The sequence below is a fragment of the Vreelandella gomseomensis genome, assembly GCF_031451645.1.
Classification (GTDB): Bacteria; Pseudomonadota; Gammaproteobacteria; order Pseudomonadales; family Halomonadaceae; genus Vreelandella; species Vreelandella gomseomensis.
The window spans coordinates 105,027-127,187 of the sequence record NZ_JARWAI010000001.1 but is presented as its reverse complement, the minus strand read 5'-3'; the positions used below and the strand labels follow the sequence as shown (position 1 = coordinate 127,187).

The 22,161-nt window shown below is 54.0% G+C and carries 10 protein-coding genes; 4 read left to right on the top strand and 6 right to left on the bottom strand.

The annotated features are described in order from the left end of the window. Positions 1 to 2 precede the first annotated feature (2 nt). Positions 3 to 11,897 (top strand): non-ribosomal peptide synthetase, encoded by an 11,895-nt coding sequence (locus QC815_RS00510; protein ID WP_309766377.1) that lies wholly within the window; start codon positions 3 to 5, stop codon positions 11,895 to 11,897. 135 nt (positions 11,898 to 12,032) lie between these two features. On the opposite strand, the gene QC815_RS00505 is transcribed toward QC815_RS00510, so the two are convergent. From QC815_RS00505 to QC815_RS00490, 4 genes are all read right to left on the bottom strand, one after another. Continuing rightward, positions 12,033 to 12,944: an ABC transporter substrate-binding protein gene (locus QC815_RS00505; protein WP_230446165.1), complete on the bottom strand. Its 912-nt coding sequence runs from the start codon at positions 12,942 to 12,944 to the stop codon at positions 12,033 to 12,035. Positions 12,945 to 13,217: 273 nt separating this feature from the next. Further along, the gene (locus tag QC815_RS00500) at positions 13,218 to 15,347 is read right to left on the bottom strand and encodes a TonB-dependent siderophore receptor (RefSeq protein ID WP_230446166.1); all 2,130 of its coding nucleotides are present in this window, start codon (positions 15,345 to 15,347) and stop codon (positions 13,218 to 13,220) included. 117 nt (positions 15,348 to 15,464) lie between these two features. After that, the gene (locus QC815_RS00495) at positions 15,465 to 16,757 is read right to left on the bottom strand and encodes a lysine N(6)-hydroxylase/L-ornithine N(5)-oxygenase family protein (RefSeq protein WP_309766373.1); all 1,293 of its coding nucleotides are present in this window, start codon (positions 16,755 to 16,757) and stop codon (positions 15,465 to 15,467) included. 23 nt (positions 16,758 to 16,780) lie between these two features. Then, on the bottom strand, positions 16,781 to 17,893 hold the full coding sequence (locus QC815_RS00490) for a GNAT family N-acetyltransferase (protein WP_309766371.1): 1,113 nt from the start codon (positions 17,891 to 17,893) through the stop codon (positions 16,781 to 16,783). 210 nt (positions 17,894 to 18,103) lie between these two features. On the opposite strand from QC815_RS00490, the gene QC815_RS00485 reads away from it, so the two are divergent. The 3 genes from QC815_RS00485 (at position 18,104) to QC815_RS00475 (ending at position 20,335) form a co-directional block, all read left to right on the top strand. Continuing rightward, entirely contained in the window at positions 18,104 to 19,747 is a 1,644-nt protein-coding gene (locus QC815_RS00485; protein ID WP_309766369.1) for a cyclic peptide export ABC transporter, read from the top strand. 118 nt (positions 19,748 to 19,865) lie between these two features. After that, the gene (gene relB, locus QC815_RS00480; RefSeq protein WP_092826850.1) at positions 19,866 to 20,063 is read left to right on the top strand and encodes a type II toxin-antitoxin system RelB family antitoxin; all 198 of its coding nucleotides are present in this window, start codon (positions 19,866 to 19,868) and stop codon (positions 20,061 to 20,063) included. Further along, positions 20,060 to 20,335: a type II toxin-antitoxin system RelE/ParE family toxin gene (locus QC815_RS00475; protein WP_230446170.1), complete on the top strand. Its 276-nt coding sequence runs from the start codon at positions 20,060 to 20,062 to the stop codon at positions 20,333 to 20,335. The genes relB and QC815_RS00475 overlap by 4 nt, the downstream gene beginning before the upstream one ends. Positions 20,336 to 20,576: 241 nt before the next feature. Here QC815_RS00475 and QC815_RS00470 read toward each other — a convergent pair whose 3' ends face one another. Then, entirely contained in the window at positions 20,577 to 21,200 is a 624-nt protein-coding gene (locus tag QC815_RS00470; protein WP_230446171.1) for a cytochrome b, read from the bottom strand. Continuing rightward, on the bottom strand, positions 21,193 to 22,137 hold the full coding sequence (locus QC815_RS00465) for a siderophore-interacting protein (protein ID WP_230446172.1): 945 nt from the start codon (positions 22,135 to 22,137) through the stop codon (positions 21,193 to 21,195). Before QC815_RS00465 ends, QC815_RS00470 begins: the two co-directional genes overlap by 8 nt. Between the last annotated feature and the right edge of the window lie 24 nt (positions 22,138 to 22,161).

Sequence of the window (22,161 nt, the reverse complement as noted above, 5' to 3'; positions counted from 1 at the left end):
GCATGGAATTGGACGAAAGAAAGGTTGCTCAACGTTTTGCAGAGTTACAGGTTGATGCGCAGCGAAGTTTCCTGAATAAGCTGAGAAGTAGTGGCATCGATTTTCGTGAGCTTCCTATCGTGCCGGTTAGCCGGGATGAGCAATTTCCGTTGTCATATTCGCAGCGTAGCTTATGGCTGACATGGAAGCTTGATCCGACCAGCCCGGCTTATAACATGCCCGGTGTATTTCATTTGCAAGGCCCACTGGATGTTGCGGCATTCGAGTCGAGTGTGAATAACCTTGTGACGCGTCATGAAGTACTCCGCACAATATATCCTCAGAGCGAGGATGGAGAGCCTCAGCAGGAGATTCTCAGTGGCTGGCAGGTGCCGGTATTACACGATGATTTGCAGCACCATGCCGGTTTAGAGCAGGAAAAAGAACTACAGCGCCTAATTGGCGAGTTCTCTCAGCGCCCGTTTGCGCTTGATGTTGAACCGCCATTCCGCATGGCAATCTACCAGTTGAATACTAACCATCATGCGGTTGCCATTGTATTGCACCATATCGCTTGTGACGGTTGGTCGATTCAGTTGCTCATCGATGAGCTGTTCGAGCTTTATGAAGCCCAAATCCAACAACGTAATGCAGCACTACCATCGTTACCCATTCAGTTTGGTGATTATGCGATATGGCAGCGGAGTTGGTTTGAGGCTGGCGAAATGGAGCGGCAGCTAGACCACTGGCGCCAACGCTTGGGGGACTCGCACACGCCTATCGATCTTCCTTTTGATCGCCCAAGAGGCTCCCTGGAGACATCGAAAGCTGGCCAGTGTCATGTTCAATTATCTCGTGAGGTGAGCCAAGGTATTCACCAGCTAGCCCGTGAGCATGGCGCTTCACTGTATATGGTGATGCTGTCACTGTTAAAGCTGACGCTACATCGCTTCAGTGGACAAAGCGACATACGGATAGGCTCTCCCAGTGCTAATCGGAACAAAGCTGAAACACATGGTTTGATTGGTTACCTGCTCAATGTTCAAGTGCTGAGAACTTTATTAGAGCCTAGCAAAGGGTTTACCAGTTTATTAGATGCAGTTAAAGAAACCGTGCTTGATGCACAGGACTACAAGGACATTCCTTTCGATACTTTGGTAGAGGCGCTGCAGCCTGAGCGCCAGCCTGGCGTACATCCGCTATTTCAGGTCAAGTGCACCCAGCAGAAAGAGCTGGAAAGAGAAAAGGCCGTAGGTGACTTAAAGGTACATCTTGAAGAACTCAGCGGTGGTGATGCTCACTTCGATCTAAGCTTTGATTTTACCGATTCCTCCGATGGTATTCACTGCGTCTTCGCCTATGCGACGGCACTGTTTGACGAACAGACAATCAAGAGACTCGCCGGAGCACTACAAAGCCTGGCTGAGCAAGTGCTTAAAGAACCAAATACGCCGTTGGCATCGCTAGATATCCCCGCCCCCACTTCGGTGCTTGAAGGCAAATCAAACGCATATCCTTCTGAGAACGTCATACAGCTTTGGGATCAAGCCGTCGAAGAGCACTCCCAACAACTTGCGATGCAAGATGAGCCGGATCATGGCGTCACTTATGCCAGCCTGGATGCTCAAGCCCAGCGTCTGGCACAAGCACTAATCGCAGAAGGCGTTGGCCCCGAAGTGCGCATTGCCATCCATGCCGAGCGCTCGTGTGAATACGTACTCGGTATCCTCGCTGTACTCAAAGCGGGGGGCGCCTTTGTGCCGCTAGATCCGCAACTGCCAGCGGAGCGTTTGGCCTATCAACTGGCTGATAGTGGTGCTTGTTTGTTGCTGAGCAATACGTCTTGCGACTGGAATGGTGACGTTCCAGTAATGGCGCTGGCGTTTGCCGATGATACTCCAGCTTCATTAGAGCACGAACTACCCGTCATCCACCCCCAGCAGACGGCCTATGTGATCTATACCTCTGGCTCCACGGGCAAGCCCAAGGGCGTGGCGGTAAGTCACGGTGCTCTGGCCAATTACGTGCAGGGCGTTCTGGAGGCGCTGGCGCTACCAGAGGATGCCCGCAATATGGCGATGGTGTCGACGGTGGCGGCGGATCTGGGACATACGGTGCTGTTTGGAGCCTTGTGCACCGGGCGCGCCTTGCATCTTATTTCCCCCGAGTGCGCTTTCGACCCGGATGCCTTTGCGGCTTATATGCGAGAACAGCAAGTGGATGTGCTCAAAATTGTGCCTAGCCACCTGCGGGCGCTGATGAATGCCGCAACCCCGGCTGATGTATTTCCGCAAGAGCGGCTGATCCTGGGCGGCGAAGCGGCTGACTGGGCGCTACTGGAGCGTATCGCCGAACTCAAGCCAACCTGCCGGGTGCTTAATCATTACGGCCCCACCGAAACCACGGTAGGTATTCTCACCCAGCAAGCCGACATGGCCGATCGAGGTGCCAGCACACTGCCGGTCGGCACGCCGCTGGCCAATGCTCAGGCCTATGTGCTGGACCCCTGGCTTAATCCGGTACCGAAAGGCGTTGCTGGGGAGCTCTACTTGGGTGGCCCAGGACTGGCTAAAGGCTATCTACAGCGCCAGGGACAAACGGCGGAACGTTTCGTCGCCAGCCCCTTCCATGCAGGCGAACGGCTCTATCGCAGCGGTGACCGTGTGCGCCAACTGGCCGACGGTAGCCTGGAGTTCCAGGGCCGTGTGGATGACCAGGTCAAGATTCGCGGTTATCGGGTGGAACCGAGCGAGATCGCTGCCCTGCTGCGCGATCAGCTGGATATTGCAGAAGCAGAAGTAATTGCACGGGAAAACGAAGAAGGCCGCACACAACTGTACGCCTACGTGGTGATGGCAGCCGGTAGCGACGTCGATGACGACGCGTTACTCGCGCAGCTTGGCGAACGCGTGCCGGACTATATGGTACCCAGTGCCATGGTACGGCTGGAGGCTCTGCCGCTAACCGCCAATGGTAAGTTGGATCGCAAGGCGCTGCCTGAGCCGGTGCAAACCAGTAGTGGCAAAGCCTTTGAAGCTCCCCAAGGAGAAGCAGAAGAGGCGTTGGCAGCGGTTTGGGCTGACGTGATCGGCTGCGAGCAGGTGGGGCGTAATGACAACTTTTTCGAACTGGGTGGCGACTCCATCCTCAGCCTGCAGATCGTCGCGCGCTCTCGTAAGCGTGGCTACAAGGTAACGCCCAAACAGTTGATGGAAGGGCAGACCATCGCTGCCGTGGCGGCGATGGCCACGCCCCTGGCGGCGGCCGTACCTAAACAAGTGGTTGCGCCCGATAAGGTGGCTCCCTTTGCACTGCTGCCGACACAGCGCTGGTTCTTCGAGCAGAACTTTGCCGAGCCACACCACTGGAATCAGTCGTTGATGCTGGAAGCGGCCAGTGGTGTGGATGCCACGCTGTTACGGCGTGCCATTGAGGCAGTGGTCGATCATCATGGCGCCTTGCGGCTGCACTTTGAGCGCATCGACGATCGCTGGCAACAAGCCTATGGCAAGCTAGCCGATGACCTCTTCGAGCACCTCGACTTGAGCGATCATGCGGATCCAACGCAGGCCATCACCCAGGCCGCCGATGCTGCGCAACGCAGTCTGAGTTTGGCGCGGCCGTTCCGTGCCATCTGGATGGCACTGGGAGGCGAGCATGGCGGACGACTGCTGCTAGTGGCTCACCACCTGGTGGTAGATGGCGTCTCGTGGCGCGTGATTCTCGACGACCTGCAAGCGGCCTACACGCAGTTAAGTGCAGCAAAGGCGCTCGACCTACCACCAGCCACCACTTCGCTAGATGAGTGGGCGCGCACCCTGGCCGACTACGCCACATCGGAGGCGTTGGCTGAGCAACGTCCCTATTGGGAAAGCCTCGTCAACGAGCCAGAGCCTAGCCTACCGGCACAGAATCTCCAGGGCAGCAACACCGTTGCCGATACCGCATCACTTGCAGGCAGCTTGTCTACTGAGGCAACCACGCAACTGCTGGGGCCGGTGCATAAGGCCTACCGTACCCAAGTGGATGACCTGTTGCTCACGGCACTTTCGAGCGCCCTATGCCAATGGGCGGAGCGAGACAGCGTACTGATCGAACTGGAAGGTCATGGCCGCGAAGACCTGTTCGAGGGTATCGACCTCAGTCGCAGCGTGGGCTGGTTCACATCCCTCTACCCAGTTCGCCTGAGACCGGGTAATGCGGAGCCGGGTTCGAGGCTAAAAGCAATCAAAGAGCAACTTCGCCAAGTGCCTGACAAGGGGCTCGGTTACGGCGTGCTGCGCTATTTGAAAGAGGAACCCGCGCTGGTCGGTGGCGCCTACCCCCAGGTCACCTTCAATTATCTAGGCCAGTTTGACCGCTCTCTGCAGGGCGATGCGGCCTGGAAACTCGCCAAAGAGAACGCCGGGCAGCCCCGCGCGGCGCAAAATGAGCGCCGGACTTGGATTGAGGTGGTGGCCTGGGCTCAAGATGGCCAACTGCGCTTCGACTGGCATTACAGTCGTGAGATTCACAGCGAGGCAGCGATACATGCCTTGCAAGCAAGCTTCCAAGCGCAACTAGAGGCATTGATTGAGCACTGTGACAGCGGCGTTCGTGGCGCCACGCCATCCGACTTCCCGCTGGCGGGGCTGAGTCAGGCGCAGTTGGATGATTTGCGATTGGATGCCACCAATGTTGAGGACATCTACCCGCTGGCACCGATGCAGCAAGGGCTACTATTGCATACCCTGCTCAATCCAGGCGCGGGTATGTACATGATGCAGGATCGCTACCGGTTTGCTTCGCCGATTGATATCAATGCTTTTGAGAAAGCCTGGCAACGAGTCGTCGAACGGTATGAGGTTTTACGTACAGGATTCGTCTGGCAAACCGAAGACATGCAGTTGCAAGTGGTGTATCGGCAAGTTCCTTCGCCCGTGGAATATATCGATTGGCACGGCACGGACGAGGATGAGGCTGATCGTCGCTTGTCGAAGTTATTGCGCCAGGAACTTGATGATGGCTTCGATCTGGAAAGGCCACCACTGCTCAAGGTACGCCTTATTCAACTGGCGGAGAACCTGTTCTACGTCGTACAGAGTTTCCACCATATTCTGATGGATGCCTGGTGCCGCTCCCTGTTGCTCAGCGATTTCTTCCACTACTACGATGCCTATCGTCTAGGTACGCGTCATGAGCTGACGCAACCAAGGCCTTATCGTGATTTTATCGCTTGGTTGCAGCAACAGGATGTCAATGTCCTCCGCAACTATTGGCAACATGAGCTTGAAGGTTTCGATGAGGTAACACCAATTCCTTATCTTAAACCGCACGGTTCGCTCGACAGTGTTGCCACGGTGGCCGATGTATTCTCTTCTCTCTCCCACGATGAGAGTGTAGAGCTACAGAACGTTGCTCGACAGCATCAATTGACTGTCAATACGATCGTACAAGGGGCATGGGCACTGCTGTTAGGGCGGCTTTCCCAGGTGGATGACATCCTATTCGGCGTGACAGTGGCTGGGCGCCCGCTAGAACTTGAGGGCATACAGGAGACGGTTGGGTTGTTTATCAACACGATTCCACTGCGGGTTTCAGCGCCTTTGCCGCAAACCTCCGTCCTTGAGTGGCTGCATGGGCTATTGGCGAAAAACCTGGAGGTGCGCCAATACGAGCACCTGCCGCTAGTAGAAATCCAATCGTTGGGAGAGGGGGTACAAGGGCGCAGTCTATTCGATAGTCTTTTTGTTTTTGAGAACGCTCCGGTAGATGCCAGCTTGACTGGGAAAGGGCAAGACTTCCAGGTAGCAATCAAAGGCAACCGCACGCATACCAACTATCCTTTGACTGTCGTAGTCATGCCTGGAGATGAGTTAACACTGCAGCTCTCCTACGATGCGCGTAAATTCGAAGGTGCCGAAGTTGAGTGTTTGCTCTCGGAGTTCCGCCAAGTTCTTTTGCAAATTATCGACAGCCCTGACGCTCCATATCACGAATTGGAAGTGATGCCAGCAGGGGAGGTAAAAACGCAATTAATGCAAAGAAGTGGAGCGTCGGTTGCTTATCCCTTTGAGCGAGGCTATATCGAGCTGTTCCGTGAGCAGGTACGACAGCATCCACGCCAAGTTGCCGTTCGCCACGAGGGAGAGTTGCTCACTTATGATCAGCTAGAAGGCACCTCTAATCGCATTGCCCAGTCACTGCGGGAAGTAGGGGTGAAGAAGGATGACGTCGTGGCTCTGCATGCCGAGCGTGGCTTGGCGTTACCGAGCATGATTCTGGGTACGTTCAAGGCTGGCGGTGCGTATCTAGCGTTGGATACACGGCTTCCTGATCAGCGTATCGCCGATATGCTGTCTAGCCAGGCATCGGTTCTGGTTGCCACTGCTGAGCAAACACCGCGTCTCGAAGCTGTGCTTGCATCCATGCCCAACCCACCGCAGATGTTTGTGTTCGAAGATCTCGTCCTGGCGGAAGGGCTAGAGGGGGATATCACCGTACCGGTGCACCCAGATCAGGCTGCCTATGTCATCTATACCTCCGGTTCGACCGGTGAACCCAAGGGCGTAGTCGTTAGTCATCGTGGCATGCTCAATAACCAGTTGAGCAAGGTTCCCTACCTGGGTCTGTCGGCCAGCGATGTCATCGCCCAGACTGCAGCGCTGAGTTTCGATATCTCCGTCTGGCAAACGCTGACGGGACTGTTGTGTGGAGCCAGCATCGAGATCGTGCCTGATGAGATTGCACGCGATCCCAGTGCGTTGCTTCCTTATGTGCGCGATAACGGTGTCACAGTACTGCAAAGCGTACCTGCAGTGATACAGGGAATGTTGAATACTACCTCAGTCGACCTGCCAGCACTGCGCTGGTTGCTGCCTACGGGCGAAGCCTCAACGTATGAACTAGTGCGCCAATGGTTTGCACGCTATCCAGCGATCCCATTGGTCAATGCCTATGGCCCTGCAGAATGTGCCGATGACGTATCCCTGCACTTGCTGCGTAGCGACAATGACGAGCATGTAGCTGTGGTGCCAATCGGTAAACCGGCCGATAACACCCAGCTATTCGTCCTAGACAACCAACTGAATCCGTTACCAACGGGGGTGAGTGGCGAGCTATATGTCGCCGGTGTTGGGGTTGGGCGGGGTTACCTGAATCAGCCGCAGCTGACGGCGGAGCGCTTCGTGCCCAACCCGTTTGCCGATGTGCCTGGGGAGCGGCTCTACCGGACAGGCGATCTGGCCCGCTACCGCACCGATGGGGCTATTGAATACATCGGACGCACCGATCAACAGGTCAAGATCCGGGGGCAGCGTCTCGAACTCGGTGAGATCGAGTCCCGGTTGGTGGAGTTCGAAGAAATCCGTGATTCGGTAGTGGTGGCTCAGGAAGGGCCAGGAGGAGCCAGGTTAGTGGCTTATGCCGTTGCCCAGCCACATGAATCGATCGATACGGCTGAGCTACGCGAACGTCTGGGGCAGGTATTGCCGGACTATATGGTGCCAAGTTTGGTGATGATGCTCGATGCCTTGCCACTAACGCCCAACGGCAAGGTGGATCGCAAGGCATTGCCAGAGCCGGACTTCACCAGTAGTTCGCAATACGAGCCGCCCCAAGGTAAGACGGAAGAGGCGCTGGCGGCGATTTGGAGCGAGGTGCTGGGTGTCGAGCAGGTAGGGCGTCACGACAACTTCTTTGAGCTAGGGGGACACTCTCTGTTGGCACTGAGTGTGCTTGAGCGTATGCGAGTTCGAGGGCTGGAATCTCAAGTACGGACGTTGTTCCAGTCGCCAGAACTAGCAGCCTTTGCCAAGGCGCTGTCCATAGAGCCTGATAGGAAAAAACTGGTTGTACCGCCCAACAGGATTCCAGAGCATTGTCAGTCGATCCAGCCGGACATGCTGACACTGATCGATTTGGATACTGATGAAATCAGTCGCATAGAAGATGCAGTGCCAAGCGGAGCGATCAATATCCAGGACATCTACCCTCTGGCACCGTTGCAGGAGGGTATCCTGTTCCATCACCGATTACAGCAAGAGGGTGACACGTATGTACTCCCTTGCTTACTTGGTTTTGATAGCCAGGAACGGCTTGAGCAGTTCGTTGCTGGTTTCAATCAACTTATTGCCCGTCACGATATTCTGCGCACTGCAGTGCTCTGGGAAGGGCTTCATGAACCAGTACAAGTAGTGTATCGGCACGCCTCACTAGAGGTGGAGTGGCTAGAGCTGGAAGAACCCGATACCTCGTGCAGCGTTTCCGAACGACTAAACGCCCATGTTGATCCTGAGCATTATCGCATCGATGTACGCCAGGCGCCGATGGTGCGAGCTATTGCGGCACAAGATGCTGAGCAAGGGCGATGGCTGCTGCAATTGCCCAGCCACCACCTGGTGCTCGATCACACCACACTTGATCTGCTAGTGGACGAGATTGCCTTAATCCAGCAAGGGCGAGAAGGAGAGCTACCCAAACCGCTGCCATTCCGAAACTTCGTAGCACAGGCAAGGTTGGGAGTGAGTCAGACAGAGCATGAAGCCTTCTTTAGAGAAAAATTGGGCGATGTTGAGGAGCCTACTGCTCCATTCGGATTACTGGATGTACGTGGCGATGGCAGTGGCATTGAGGAGATTCGCCTACCACTGACAGCAGAACTGGCCCAACAAGTTCGACAGCAAGCACAGCGACATGGTGTCAGTACCGCTACCCTATTTCACTTAGCTTGGGCGCAAGTGCTGAGTAAAACGACAGGGCGGGACGACGTGGTGTTCGGCACTCTACTATTTGGCCGTATGCAAGGTAGTGAGGGCGCCGAAAGAGCACTTGGAATGTTCATTAACACGTTACCTATTCGTATTAGACTAGGTGCTAAAAGCGTGGGCGGCTGTTTACGCCAGACCCATAGCGAGTTGGCCGAATTGTTGAACCACGAGCATGCTAGTCTCGGACTAGCACAGCGATGCAGCGGAGTAGGTGGAGGATCACCACTGTTCTCAACCTTACTGAACTATCGTTATAGTGCTCTAGAGGAGAATGCAACTAGCCGGGCGTGGGAGGGGATGAAAGCCCTGGGCAATCGGGGGCGTACTAACTACCCAATTGTGATGTCAGTAGACGACTTTGGCGAGGGGTTCCAGCTGGTGGCGCAGGTTAGCCACAAACTCGGGGCTCAGCGGTTGTGTGATTATATGTGTGCGGCACTGGTCGGCATTGTAAATAGTCTTCAAAAGGCGCCTCAGCAATCATTGAGCGATATCAGCCTGCTAGGAAAAGACGAAAGGCAATTGTTGAACGAGTGGGGAGAGAGCTTACTCCAGCATCCCAGTGGTCAGCCAGTCCACCGAATGATTGAATGCCAAGCCATGAAGACGCCAGAGGCAATGGCATTGATCTTCTCAGAGCACCGTCTCAGCTACGGCGAGCTTAATATTCGTGCCAACCGTTTAGCGCACTATTTGATTGGCTTGGGTGTGCGCCCTGAAACCCGGGTGGGCATTGCCGTTGAGCGTTCTATCGAGATGGTAGTAGGGCTATTGGCTGTTCTCAAAGCTGGCGGTGCATATGTGCCGCTGGATCCTGATTACCCCACTGAACGGCTTGCTTATATTGCCGAAGACAGTGGCATCGAACTGCTCCTGACCCAACAGTTTCTTCGCGAGATTTTGCCAGTCTCGGAAAGTCTGAGCGTTATTGAGTTGGATCAGTTGGATGTCACGCATCACGCCTCGACAAACCCTTCGGTGGCGATCCACGGCGAGCACCTCGCCTATGTGATTTACACCTCAGGCTCCACCGGGCGACCCAAGGGCGCCGCCATCCGCCATAATGCCTTGACCAACTGCATGGTCTGGATGCAGGAGACCTATCAGCTCAATGAGTCAGATGCTGTCTTGCATAAGGCGCCCTTCGGTTTTGACGTCTCCGTATGGGAGATTTTCTGGCCATTGAGTGCCGGAGTTCGCCTCGTGGTAGCTCAACCAGGCGATCATCGGGATCCAGAACGCATCATCGAGTTGATCCAGCGGCACGGCGTTACCACGCTCAATTTTGTGCCCTCAATGCTCAAGGCCTTCCTGGCCTATCCCGATGTTAAGACCAATACGCGGCTCAAGCATATTATGTGTGGTGGTGAGGCCGTTCCAGCCACGCTGCAGCAGGACGTGGCTGAGTGTCTCGAAGGTGCCAATCTGCATGATCTTTATGGTCCTACTGAAACCACTATTCATGTCACTCACTGGTGGTGCCGTGATGACGCGCACCGTCAGATCCCCATTGGGCGACCCATTAGCGGTACCCGCACCTACGTCTTGGATGGTGAACTCAGCCTGGTACCCCAGGGCGTCGCGGGAGAGCTCTATATCGGAGGGGTAAGCCTGGCCCGTGGCTATCTCAATCGCAGTGGTCTCACAGCGGAGCGTTTTGTCGCTGATCCGTTCACGGAGGGCGAGCGCCTCTACCGTACGGGGGACCTGGTGCGCTGGCGGGAGGATGGCCAGCTTGAGTACCTGGGTCGTCTTGATCACCAAGTGAAGATCCGCGGCCTGCGTATAGAACTAGGTGAGATCGAAGCCGAGCTGTTGGCTCAACCGGAGATTCGCGAAGCGGTAGTGGTTGCACAGGAAAGTCCTAGTGGCTCGAGGCTAGTGGTCTATGTGGTGCCTCAAGCCGAAGGTGGGCTCGATACCCGCGCACTACGTGAAGCGCTGGGCCAAACTCTACCGGATTATATGGTGCCGGGCGTCGTGATTACGTTGGATGCACTGCCGTTGAATGCCAATGGCAAGGTGGATCGTAAAGCGTTGCCCGAGCCGGATCTAGAGGAAATTCGCGAGTATGTGGCACCCTCTACCTCGGAAGCCCAGCAGCTCGCCGAGATATGGCAAGAAGTGTTGGGTGTTGAACGGGTCGGTGAGACCGACAACTTCTTCGAGTTGGGCGGGGACTCCCTGCTGAGCTTGAAAGTGATGGGGCGCGTGCAAGCACTGCGGAAACCTAGACTTAACTTCAAATTGTTCGACCTAATGCAGAAACCGACCATTGCGGATCTGCTGGGCCTGAGGGGTAACAGCGAGTCGCTGCCCAAAGGGACTGTCATGCTCAACGGTGAGTGTCCCGATCAGCCGCCGCTATTCTGCATCCATGCTGTGATGGGAACGGTTTACGACTATCAACCGTTGGCCCGACACCTGCAGGGAATATGTACGGTCTATGGACTGCCGTGCCGGATGCTAACTGATCCTGAGCATCAAGACTCGTCGCTGGAGGCAATGGCGGATGCCTATGTTGAGACAATACGCCGCATACAGCCTATGGGGCCCTATCGGCTATTGGGTTGGTCCCTTGGTGGGGCATTGGCGGCGATGATCGCGGCACGGCTTGAAAGGGTAGGGCAAGATGTAAGCCATTTGGCTTTGATAGACCCCTATATACCTGGCGTTGGCCTCCACAGTGAGGATAGCTGGGAGAGAGATTTCGTTAACTTTGCATCGATAATACTGCCAGGCGTTGACCTTGAAACGCATGATGGTAATGAAGAGAGCGTGCAAGAACCGAGTGAGGAGAAGGTTGCCATTAAGTTGTCGAGGCTAATGGAATCATTCGATGCATATGGTCGTGAGGGCTACGCAGCTTTGGATAACGAGGAGCTTGCTCGAATATTCTGTGTGGCGAGATACTTGAAAAAGCTCTCCCTCCAAATTGATACTTTGCCAAAGTTGAGTTGCAACATAGGTTGCTGGTGGTCAGAAGAGCGTCTGCAAAAAGAACAACAAGCGTTAGCTCAACAGGTAGGGCAAGTGCCAGATCTTACTATTGAGGTTTCCGAGGGGCATTTCTCTATCGTCTCCAGTGATTCCGTGTTGCCGCAGGTGGTGGAAAAGCTGCAAGAGGAGACTCATCCATCGAGACATGTAGAGGAGAGCTCAATGGTTTGAGGATCTTTGGGTATTGAAAATTATGGTTGCTCTTCTCAGCTGTCAGTTTTGTGCGGCTGAGAAGAGTTATGGAGTAGGATGATTTCGCTAATGAGTACATTCGCAGCCTTAACCACTGCGGAAGTGGCTACACGTTCATTGGCGTTGAGTGGTTGAGATTGATTGGTCTGCTACCAATGCGTCGACCAAGTTGCGAGCAAATTGATATCCTGATGGTAGTGCACCAAATATCCAGAACGGTGGAACCGATATTACAGTACCTTCCTTGATACTAGGCATATGCTGCCACAATCCATGATTTGAAAGCTGGTTCATTCTTTCATCGGATATGCCGGGGCCTTTGACAATTACCAGCCTTGCCTCAATGTCTATGAGTTCTTCGATACCAACAACGGTAAACCCCCATCGGGTTGTCGGCTTTTCCCAAGCATTGGGAAGGTCAAGACGATCAAGTATGGCTTGGGGTAAGCTATTTTCTCCGTAAACTCTGACATGGCTATCATCTAAAGCTCGAATAATCAGGAGTGGCTCTGACCAGTCTTTTACGATATCTTTTAAAGATTCTATTTCAGTTTCTATGGTGTCTATATAGTTTTCAGCAGTATCTTGCTTTTTAATCGAAATAGATAGTTTTCTAGTGAGGTCTGTTAATTGCTTCCAAGTATCCAAGTCGCTGTCGTAAGTTGAAACCACCTGTGTGTTGTAATTTATTGAAAGTCTCTCGTCGATTTTGGATAAGTAGGCTTCTGACATTATAATGTCTGGGGCGAGCTCGGTGATAAGCTCAAGATTTGGTTGGGCGGGAAGCCCAATGTCAAATATACTTTCTGGAAGCGACCTGATACTACCCCATTCTTCGTATTTATTTGGTGCCCACATTCCTTGGGGATGAGCCTCAAGAGCGACCAATGTTTCGGCAACAGTCCAACTGAGTGCTATAGATGAAGGAGGCTCTGAAGCTTGGCTAACGAAAGGAATAAGTAATGAAATATGGAAGACTACTAAAATATTCGGGTTTTTAACTATGGGAAGGCTGGAAAAGGTCATTTTATAAGGCTCTTTTTAAATAAATGTTTTGCTATTGGTAGGTTTTTGAAAATTTTCTTGCGCTTATCGGAAAGGGGTGATCTCCAAATAAAGGTGCTTTTTCTTATTTTGGATTATAAAATAAGCTTTTTGCCTTAACTATATTTTTTATTATTCATGCTACGTTTGCTATTTTTAGTGCTAAAACGCGAAGAGTTAGGCAAAAGTTACAAAGAAACTTGCTCCTTTTAAGAAAAACCTGCACAGGGAACAAGCCTGTGCAGGTTTTAATGATTAGTACTGATAGCGCATTGTTAGCGTGAAATTGCGCGGCTCGCCATAATGATTATTTCGCGAACGGGCCCTCAATGAATCAAAGTACTTTTTATCAGTTAGGTTGTTGCCTTTAAGTGAAAAGTCGAGATGGCGATTAAAGCGGTATCCAATTAATCCTGAAAGCAATGTGTATCCGCTTTGGTCCCAACTTTGATCACCTGCCTCAACATAGATGCTACTGATATAGTTAACTCCAGCACCAATTCTCCATCCTGTGTCAGGATCGTCAGAAAATTGATATCGTGACCACAGCTTAAGGTTGTGCTCTGGGGTCTCGGTAGAAAAGTCTCTGCCTTGCTGAACTGGATCCTTTAAGTACTCGGTTAGTGTATAGGCATAGCCTGCTGATATATCTAGGCGAGGCAAAGGCTGCCCAGTAATCTCTAATTCCAACCCTTTACTTTCAACTTCCCCATCGGAAACCGAAAATCCAGGGTTTTCTATATCGGTAACGCTACGGTTCTGATCAATAATTCGAAAAGCCGCAGCATGCCAATTTAATAAACCATTAGGTGAATTACCTTTTAGACCTAGTTCAAATTGCTCACCAGTACGTGGGTCAAGAAACTCACCATCAATATTTTGTGAACTCTGAGGCTTAAAGATATCAGTATAGCTGGCGTATGCTGAAATGTCCTTATTTATATCATAGATTAAACCTGCGTAAGGAGTAAGTTCGCCATCAATATCGAAGTTGTTAGATGAGTTTAGTCGATCCTTCACTTCCCACCAACTTACCCGACCACCTGCGACGAGTGTCGTATTTTCTAAAACGGATAGGTTTAGTTGACTGTATACTCCTGTTTCTTCTGTCTTTGAGTTAGTGGTTTGATTGATGTCAAATGTTGGTTTTGGAGTGTTAGGATCGGGGTTAACTAAGCTACGCTGTATATTTTGAGGATTTCCGTAGCTCCAATTCACCTGTTCTTCGGTGACTTTGTAACTGGCCCCTGCCATGATGTTGTGTGTCTCACCCAGAAAAGTAAACGGGGTGGAAACCGTAGCATCCACAAAGCTGTCTTCGCGGGGAGTAATAATCCGCCATTGTGCAATATCAATAGCGTCTGTATTAGTATCTGGGAAGCTGACTCCTGCTGAGCTTTGTTGAGTATCAGTTTCTCGTTCTATGTAATTTGCGATCAGGCGCAAGTTGCCGCCATTATCTAACTGATGCTCTAGTTCAACAAAGTACCTATCAAGGTTTTCGTCTTTAATATCCCAAAGAGAACCATGATATGTAGATCGGTCAATGCTTAATAGTTCACCATTGGAGAGTTGTGGAAGTCCAAAATTAGGTCTGGATTCACCAGATTGACTCATGATGCCAGCAGATAAAGTTGTGTTCGGAGTAAGGTCGTACTCCAAGGTGCCGTATCCTAGGGTGTGTTCGTCGTAAATATGATCAATAAAACTACCTTTATCGTCATATACTCCGACGAAGCGACCACGCAGCCTGCCTGACTCATCAAGCGCGCCAGTGATATCGACCTCACCGCGATAAGTATCCCAGGAGCCATATGAAAGGGAAGATTGAAAACCAAAATCTTGCTTTGCGCGCTTGCGAACTAGGTTGACGGTGCCACTAGGCTCGCCAGAACCCTGAAGAAGCCCTGAAGGGCCGCGTAATACCTCTACTCGATCTAGTACAGCAGTATCGAATATAGTGTCCGTCACACCAGCTGCCGTATCTATTGGGCTACCGTCGAGTAACAAAGTATCAATATCAAACCCGCGGGATCTGAAGATTGAAGCTGAAGGTCCAAAGCCGCTTTTCGTTATGCCTGTGGTTTGTGACATGACATCGCCAAGAGTCGTCATGTTCTGATCATTCATTCGCTCACGAGTGATAACACTGACAGATTGAGGTATTTCCTTGAGAGATTGCTCTTGTTTACCAATGGTTACTCTATTGGATGTATAAGACCCCGTATTTTCGGTAGAAGGCTCGGAGATTGCTTCGCCTACTACCCTGACAACTGGCAAATCAGATGAATCTTGGTCTGCTTCCTGAGCAAACGCCGAAGAGCTGCACGCAGCCACAGCAATAGCCGTGGTTAGCCACCGCTTGCGGAAAATGGGTTGGTTCACGAATGTTCTCCTTGCGTTGAGTTTGTGTCGATATTTATGTAAATACTAATTGTTATTATTTGTATTATGAATAGCTATACCCCGATGTCAACACCTGGTGAACACCGGGGTTGGCCACTATGGGGTGGGGACTTCTTGCTTACAGGGAGAGGAAGTAGACAAGGGGTTTGTCTGATCTAATGCATCGCAGATTTCACTTGTCCGCGCCGCCAAAATCGACAGCAGGGTGTCGCTCAAGCCATGGGTGGGTTCGCAACTTCCCTGCAGGAAAATAGCCGGTTTGAACTCAGGTTTGGTGTAGAGCTGATAATGACGATTGACGGCAAAGTCAGATAGGTAGTCTTCAACCGGGGCCAGTAGCTGTTTATAAGTGTCGCGTACATAGCCGGTGGCGAGCACCACGGCGTCGTAACGGGTGATATCCGTATGGCCTGTCTCCAGGTCACGCACGTTGAGCTCGACGCCTTCGTTAGTTGCTTCACTGCCGATAACCTCATGGCGGCGGCGGAAGCGGTGGCGGGCCTGGCCGGTCACTTTTTGTTGGTAGAACACATCGTAAATTTCCTGAATCAACGCCAGGTCAGGGGCTGAGTAGTTGGTGCTTTTGTACTCCTGCAGCAGTGCTTCACGCTGGCCGGTGGGGTTGTTGAACACGTAGTCGGTGTATTCGGGATTGAATATCTCGTTAACGAAGGGGCTATCGTCGGAGGGTTTAAAGGCCCACGCCCGGCTAATAAGGTCCACCTGAATGCCTTCGCGGTTGTGCAGGTCAAGGAATATCTCAGCGGCGCTCTGGCCCGCGCCGATCACCGCGATGCGTTTGGGGGCGTCTTGCTTCGCCAGCTCACGAAGGTAGTGGCTGGAGTGGAAGACCCTTGGGTCGTCTTTTAGCCCGGCGAAGCATTCAGGCACATTGGGCGCGCCGCCTACGCTGATCACCAATGATCGGGTGAGCCTTTCCTGCACCGTGCCGCTCTCATCCCGTGAACGCACGCGGAGGTAGGCGACCTCGTCGTTGTCCGTTTCGGGCAGTACTTCAAATACGTCCTCGCCATAGGCGCACTGGTGTTCAAAGTGGCTGGCCGTCCAGCTTAGGTAGTCATTGAACTCGTGGCGGCTGGGGAAGAAGGTCTGCAGGTTGATAAAGTCCTGTAGGCGGCCTTTGCTGTGGAGGTAATTGAGAAAGCTGAAACGGCTTCCAGGATTGCGGGGCGTGACCAAGTCTTTGAGGAAAGAGATCTGCATATGGGCATTGTCCAGCAGCATATGCGGGTGCCAGGCAAAGCAGGGCTGGCGCTCTATAAAGAAGGCATCTCTTGCTTGCCCTGACTGGCGTTGCTCGTCGAGCGCAATGGCCAGGGCAATGTTGGAGGGGCCGAAGCCGATGCCGATCAAGTCGTGAATATGCATAAGAGTCCTCGTGGCTGACGTGTTTATAAGGTGAAGCGTGGGTCGGGTCGTGGCGCAGACCCAGGGTGCGGAGGCAGCGGAATCCAACTGCGCTCGTTAAAGAAGTGTTCGCGTAGCTGCATGCCGAGCATGGCCCGCTTATGGGGGAAATCGAACGCCTTGACGTGGGCATAACCGCACCGGGCAAGGTTGTGCAGCATCTTGGCGTTATCTACGCGGGGCTCGATCACCAGGCGCTGGGTGCGGCAGTCATCCAGAAACAGGTAGTGCGAGATGGAGGGCATCCAGGCCGCCACATAGGGCCGCCCGCGAAAAGCAGCTTCGCCGATCAACACGTGCCAGCCGCGATCAAAGTCACCGGCGTCGTAGTAAGCGCCGATGCGATCCTCCTTGGCCCAGTAAGTCTCGAAATAGCCGAAGGGCTCGCCGTCGATACAGCCGATCAGCGGTACCACGCTGGGATTTTGCAACGTGCTTTCAAGCCGCTCGCGGTGCTGTTGCAGATCACCTTGCTCTTCCCAGAAGTGGGCGACGACCGGGTCGTTCATCCAGCGGTTGAAGCGTTCAAGGTCGAGCTCCAGGTCAAGGACGCGAAAGCTCAGGGTGGCATCCAGCCAGGGAATATGGCGCTGATAGACCGTGCCACTGGGGCGCGGTGGGCGGCGTGGGTGTCGCTTGCCATTCGCCAGGATGGGTTGCCGTGGGTAGGGGCGCATGGCGGGAGAGTTCAGCCAGAGGGTTGGCAGCTGCCAAAATAGCTCCGCGTAGGCCCAGAGATCTCCATGAGGACCTTTAACCGCAATGCCAGTTGCGCACAGATTGGCATGCAAACCAGTGGGTAGCTGTAGACGAAGCGCTACAGCCCCAGGGTGAAAGGCAAAAGCCCCTTCGATAGCCGCCAGTAACGCCGGGAGAGGAGGTGCTGAACGCTGTGACCACTGCAGCGTCAAGGTGCTGTTGTCATCTACTAACAACCACTCAAGACGTTCTTGATGTCCTTCCACATAAAGTGTCTGCGTGGTGATCTCATAGGTAACGCGATAGGTGCCCCCTTCTGGTCGTGAGAGCAGCGAGGCTACCGTGGGGCTTTCATAAGGTATTTGTACCTTTGTTTGTGCCTGGACAGAACTGGACACCGCTAAGCTCCTATCAATAAGAACGAGTCAAAGAAACGAATAAAAAAACAGCAAAAAAATCACCCCATCGGAGGGCGGCGTTACTGACTTCCTTATCTAAGGACGAATGAGAATGAGGCTTGTTTACATAAATATTGGTTAACTTTTTGCGTGCGCGGTTCGTCATTAGAGATAGGTGTCGGTTTTCAATCGCTTTCCAACGAGGTGAATGTGCTTTCCTATCTGATTCGTCGAACCCGCGGGTTGATGGCCGCTGCTGCGCTGGCCAGTATTCTCTCGGGGCTTTTCAGCGTGCTGCTGATAGCCCAAATCAATGTGGCGTTAACCGGCGATGCCGCCTCCCATACCAACGCTGCCTGGGCCTTCGCGGGGATTGCCGTGGCGTTAATGGTCTGCCGGATGGTGTCGACGGCGCTTTTTGAGCGGTTAGGACAGCGTGCCCTGGCTGAGTTGCGCAGTTTTGTCGCCCGGTGCGTGGCCGAGACCCCCTTTGCCCAGTTCGAGCGGGTGGGCAGTGCGCGGATCCAGTCGGCGCTCACCGAGCACAGCAACAACGTGGCGGTACTGTTCGTTAGCTTGCCGGTGATTTTGACCAATACGGTCATCGTGGTGGGGTGTTTGGGCTACCTGGCAATGCTGTCATGGCAGGTGTTCTTGTTTGCCCTTGGGGTGATTGGGCTGGGGGCTATCGGCTACCACTTGGTGCACTTACGCGCGATTCGTTACCTCCAAAGTGCGTCGTCAGAGCAGGATCGACTGTTTGGTCATTTCCGCGCGCTGACCGATGGGGCAAAAGAGCTGCGCCTGCACCAGCGCAAGAGTCGAGTCTTTATGGATCAGGTACTGGGGGAGTCGGTTGAAGGCGTGCGGCGGCTGCGCACCTATGGCATGTCGCTGTTCGTGATCTCGACCAGTTGGGGGCAGTTCCTGATGTACGCCTTCATTGGCCTGGTGCTGTTTGTGTTGGCGGGCGATGGGCCTAATCAAACCCAGGTCATGACCGGTTTTGCGCTGGTGTTTGTGTATATGGTGACCCCTCTTGAAGGCTTGCTGATCAATATTCCGCGGATCAATATGGCGCGGGTAGCCGCTAGCCGAATTGACGACATCACCCGCGAGATGCCCCATGGGCAGGAGCGGCAGGCGTCACCTCAGGTGCCTGATTTTCAACGTCTAGAATTGCGCGACGTCACCCACCAGTACTACCACGAGCAGAGCGATGATTTCTTTGAGCTGGGGCCGATTAATCTTAGCTTTACGCCGGGGGAAGTGGTGTTTCTGGTGGGGGGCAACGGTAGCGGCAAAACCACACTGGCCAAAGTGGTGGTGGGGCTTTACCCGCCGGAAGGTGGCGAGGTGTTGCTCAATGGCGAACGTGTTGAGGCGGATGACTGGGATGCCTATCGGCAGCTCTTCTCGGTCGTTTTTTCAGACTTCCATCTTTTCGAGCGCCTGTTGGAGGCGCCGCGGGAAGATCTCGACGAAGAGGGTAACCGCCTGTTGGCCAAGCTGCACCTGCAGCACAAGGTGCAGGTTGAAAACGGCGCATTCACCACCCAGGCGCTCTCCCAGGGCCAGCGCAAGCGCTTGGCACTGGTAGTGGCTTACCTGGAAGACCGGCCCTTCCTGGTGTTTGACGAGTGGGCGGCAGACCAGGATCCGTTATTCAAGGAGGTGTTCTACTGCGAGGTATTGCCAGAGCTAAAACGCATGGGCAAAGCGGTGCTGGTGATTACCCACGATGACCGCTATTTCCACCTCGCGGATCGATTGGTGCGGCTGGAGAGCGGCAAGCTGTTGGCGCCAGAGAAGTTGACTAGTAGTGAGAAGGTAGTGTCTTCGGTGGTCAATTGAATCGGACATGGTGCCTTGGTATTGGTGCCTCGGTATCAGGGGGGGGGAGAACTGCTAGGGAGGGTGTCAAAATAGAGAGTATCGTTTAAGCTGTACAGGTAATCGAGGAGAGATGATCATGAATACCCAGCTAGATCCCATCGTTTCTGAATTCGAGACGCAGGAACAAGCCGATAGCTATGATCGTTGGCTCAAGGCCAAGGTTCAGCACAGCATCGACAACCCGGGCCAAGGAATGCCTCATGATCAAGTTATGACCAAGGTTGATGCGATCATCGCCGACGCGGAGCAACGCCAAAGCGGCGGAGTTTCGTGAGCCTGCCTATCCACTGGCATGACGAGGCGATTAACGACTTGTTTGAGCTTGTCGTATACATCGCCGAGCGCGATCCTCAAGCCGCCCGGCGGCTGCGTATTCGTATTGAAGCAGCTCTCTCCTCAGTGGCTGAACACCCCTACTTACACCAAGTGGGCCGTTTGCCGGGTACACGAGAAATTGTTGCTCACCCAAACTTTATCGTGGTCTATCAAGTGACGGATCGCATTGAGGTCATATCAGTGGTTCACTCTCGCCAAAATTATCCCTGACGCCTACTCGCCGCTCATACGAACTGCTAACCCAGAGTCTCCACCTCAAAGGCCACCATTTGGCGCTGGACGTTGGAAAATTCGAGCCGGTCAGATAAATGGGGTTGCCGGAGGCGTCATGTCTGTCAGTCCTTAAACATGTCATTCAGGCTAGTGGCGAAGAGCACCTCTCCTTAGCACTATGACGCTGAGCGAGTTCTTCATCAGAGTATGCGCCTTCATCTAGTGACTTCTTAAGCTCTTACCTGCCACTTCCCCTCACCATACGCGCCAGTACCCGGTCTTTAAGCCATAAGCGGTGAATCAGCGCCATCGCGATATGGCCGAAAATTAATCCACAGAGCAGCCACGCGAGCGGGCCGTGAAGGAGCTCGGCGGGGGCGGTCATCCAGGTGATGTCGCGCTCGACTTCGGGCACTAGCTCCATACCGTAAAAGCGCAGCGCCCCGCCACGCCCGTACTGACGCAGAATGGCAAAAGCGGGTAGCCAAATCAGCAGCCCATAAAAGGTGATATGTACAAGGCGCGCCATGCGACCACCCCATCCAGGCGGCTGCGGAGGACGCTGCTTGCGGTTGACCCATGCCCAGCCAAGTCGCGTCAGGGTTACGATCAGGAGCATAAAACCCAACGAGCCATGAGGCCCGATGCTCGCCAAAAAGAGCGTGATAGCGTTTTCGCCCATTCCCCGCCAGGCCAGCAACACGGTAAATTGCAGCGTGACCAGCGCAGCGGTCAGCCAGTGCAGCGCACGGCTTATGCGACCGTAGTGGCTGGGGCTGTCTCGCCAGCCAATGGTCGCTTGAATTGGCTGGCTTGTGTGATCACTGTTGAACGCTGTGGCGTTTGTTGCGCCTTTATCCATTGGCCTTGTCCTTGCGCCAGTAGCCCATGCTGGTGACGTACTGTTTGGGGAGCCCGCACTCGTTGACCAGATAGCGGCGCAGCTTCATGGCGACCTTGGTTTCAGCGGCGATCCAGGCGTAGAAGGGCGCGTTGTCGTCCAGGGTGGCGGATTCCCAGAGCGGGCCGTCCTCATCGTCGTTTTCGTCGTTGGCAGTGGCGCTGGTAGTAGCGTTAGCAGGCGTGCCGCCCAGCGCTTGAATTTCCCTATGTAAATCGATATCGCGCAGCGCTCTCATCAATAGCTCCCCGTGCTGGCAATTGGGTTCGGCATCGCGGGCCAACCAGTGCAGTTTGGCGGCCTGGGGCAGCGGCTGCACATCGTCGCTGCGGGGCACTTCGAACAGTGCTTCGGCCCTGGGTTTGAAGGGCAGGTCATCGAGGGTTTCCAGAATACCAGCCGCCGCGGGGAGGGCGGTTTCATCGGCGATGATCAGGATCCGGCGTACGCCCTGGGGAGGCTTCCACTCGTAGCCCAGCTTTGGGCCTTCCGCATTGGCGTCGGGAGCTGTCATGGCCAGGCGGTCGCCGGGACGGGCGCGCATTGCCCAGCGCGAGGCGGGGCCATTGTCGCCGTGGAGTACAAATTCTACGTCCACCTCAGCCTGTTCCGGGCGCAGGGCGCGGATGGTGTAGGTACGCGCAGAAGGCCGCTGGGCGTCCGGCAGTGCGCGGTAGGCGCCGTACCAGTCGTGCTCTTCCAGCTTGGCGATCTCAAACAGCGGGTCGAGACTGCCACCGCCTTCGGGGAAGAACAGCTTGACGCGCTGATCGGGGGCATAGGTCGCCATTTGGCCGACGTCTGGGCCAGTAAAGGTGAACCTGACTAATGAGTCGCTGACCTGGGTGCGCCGCGCCAGGGCGATATCGAAAAGCCGGTAGCTCGGTTTGGCTGCCATCGTTTATCTCCTTTTACACAGTGA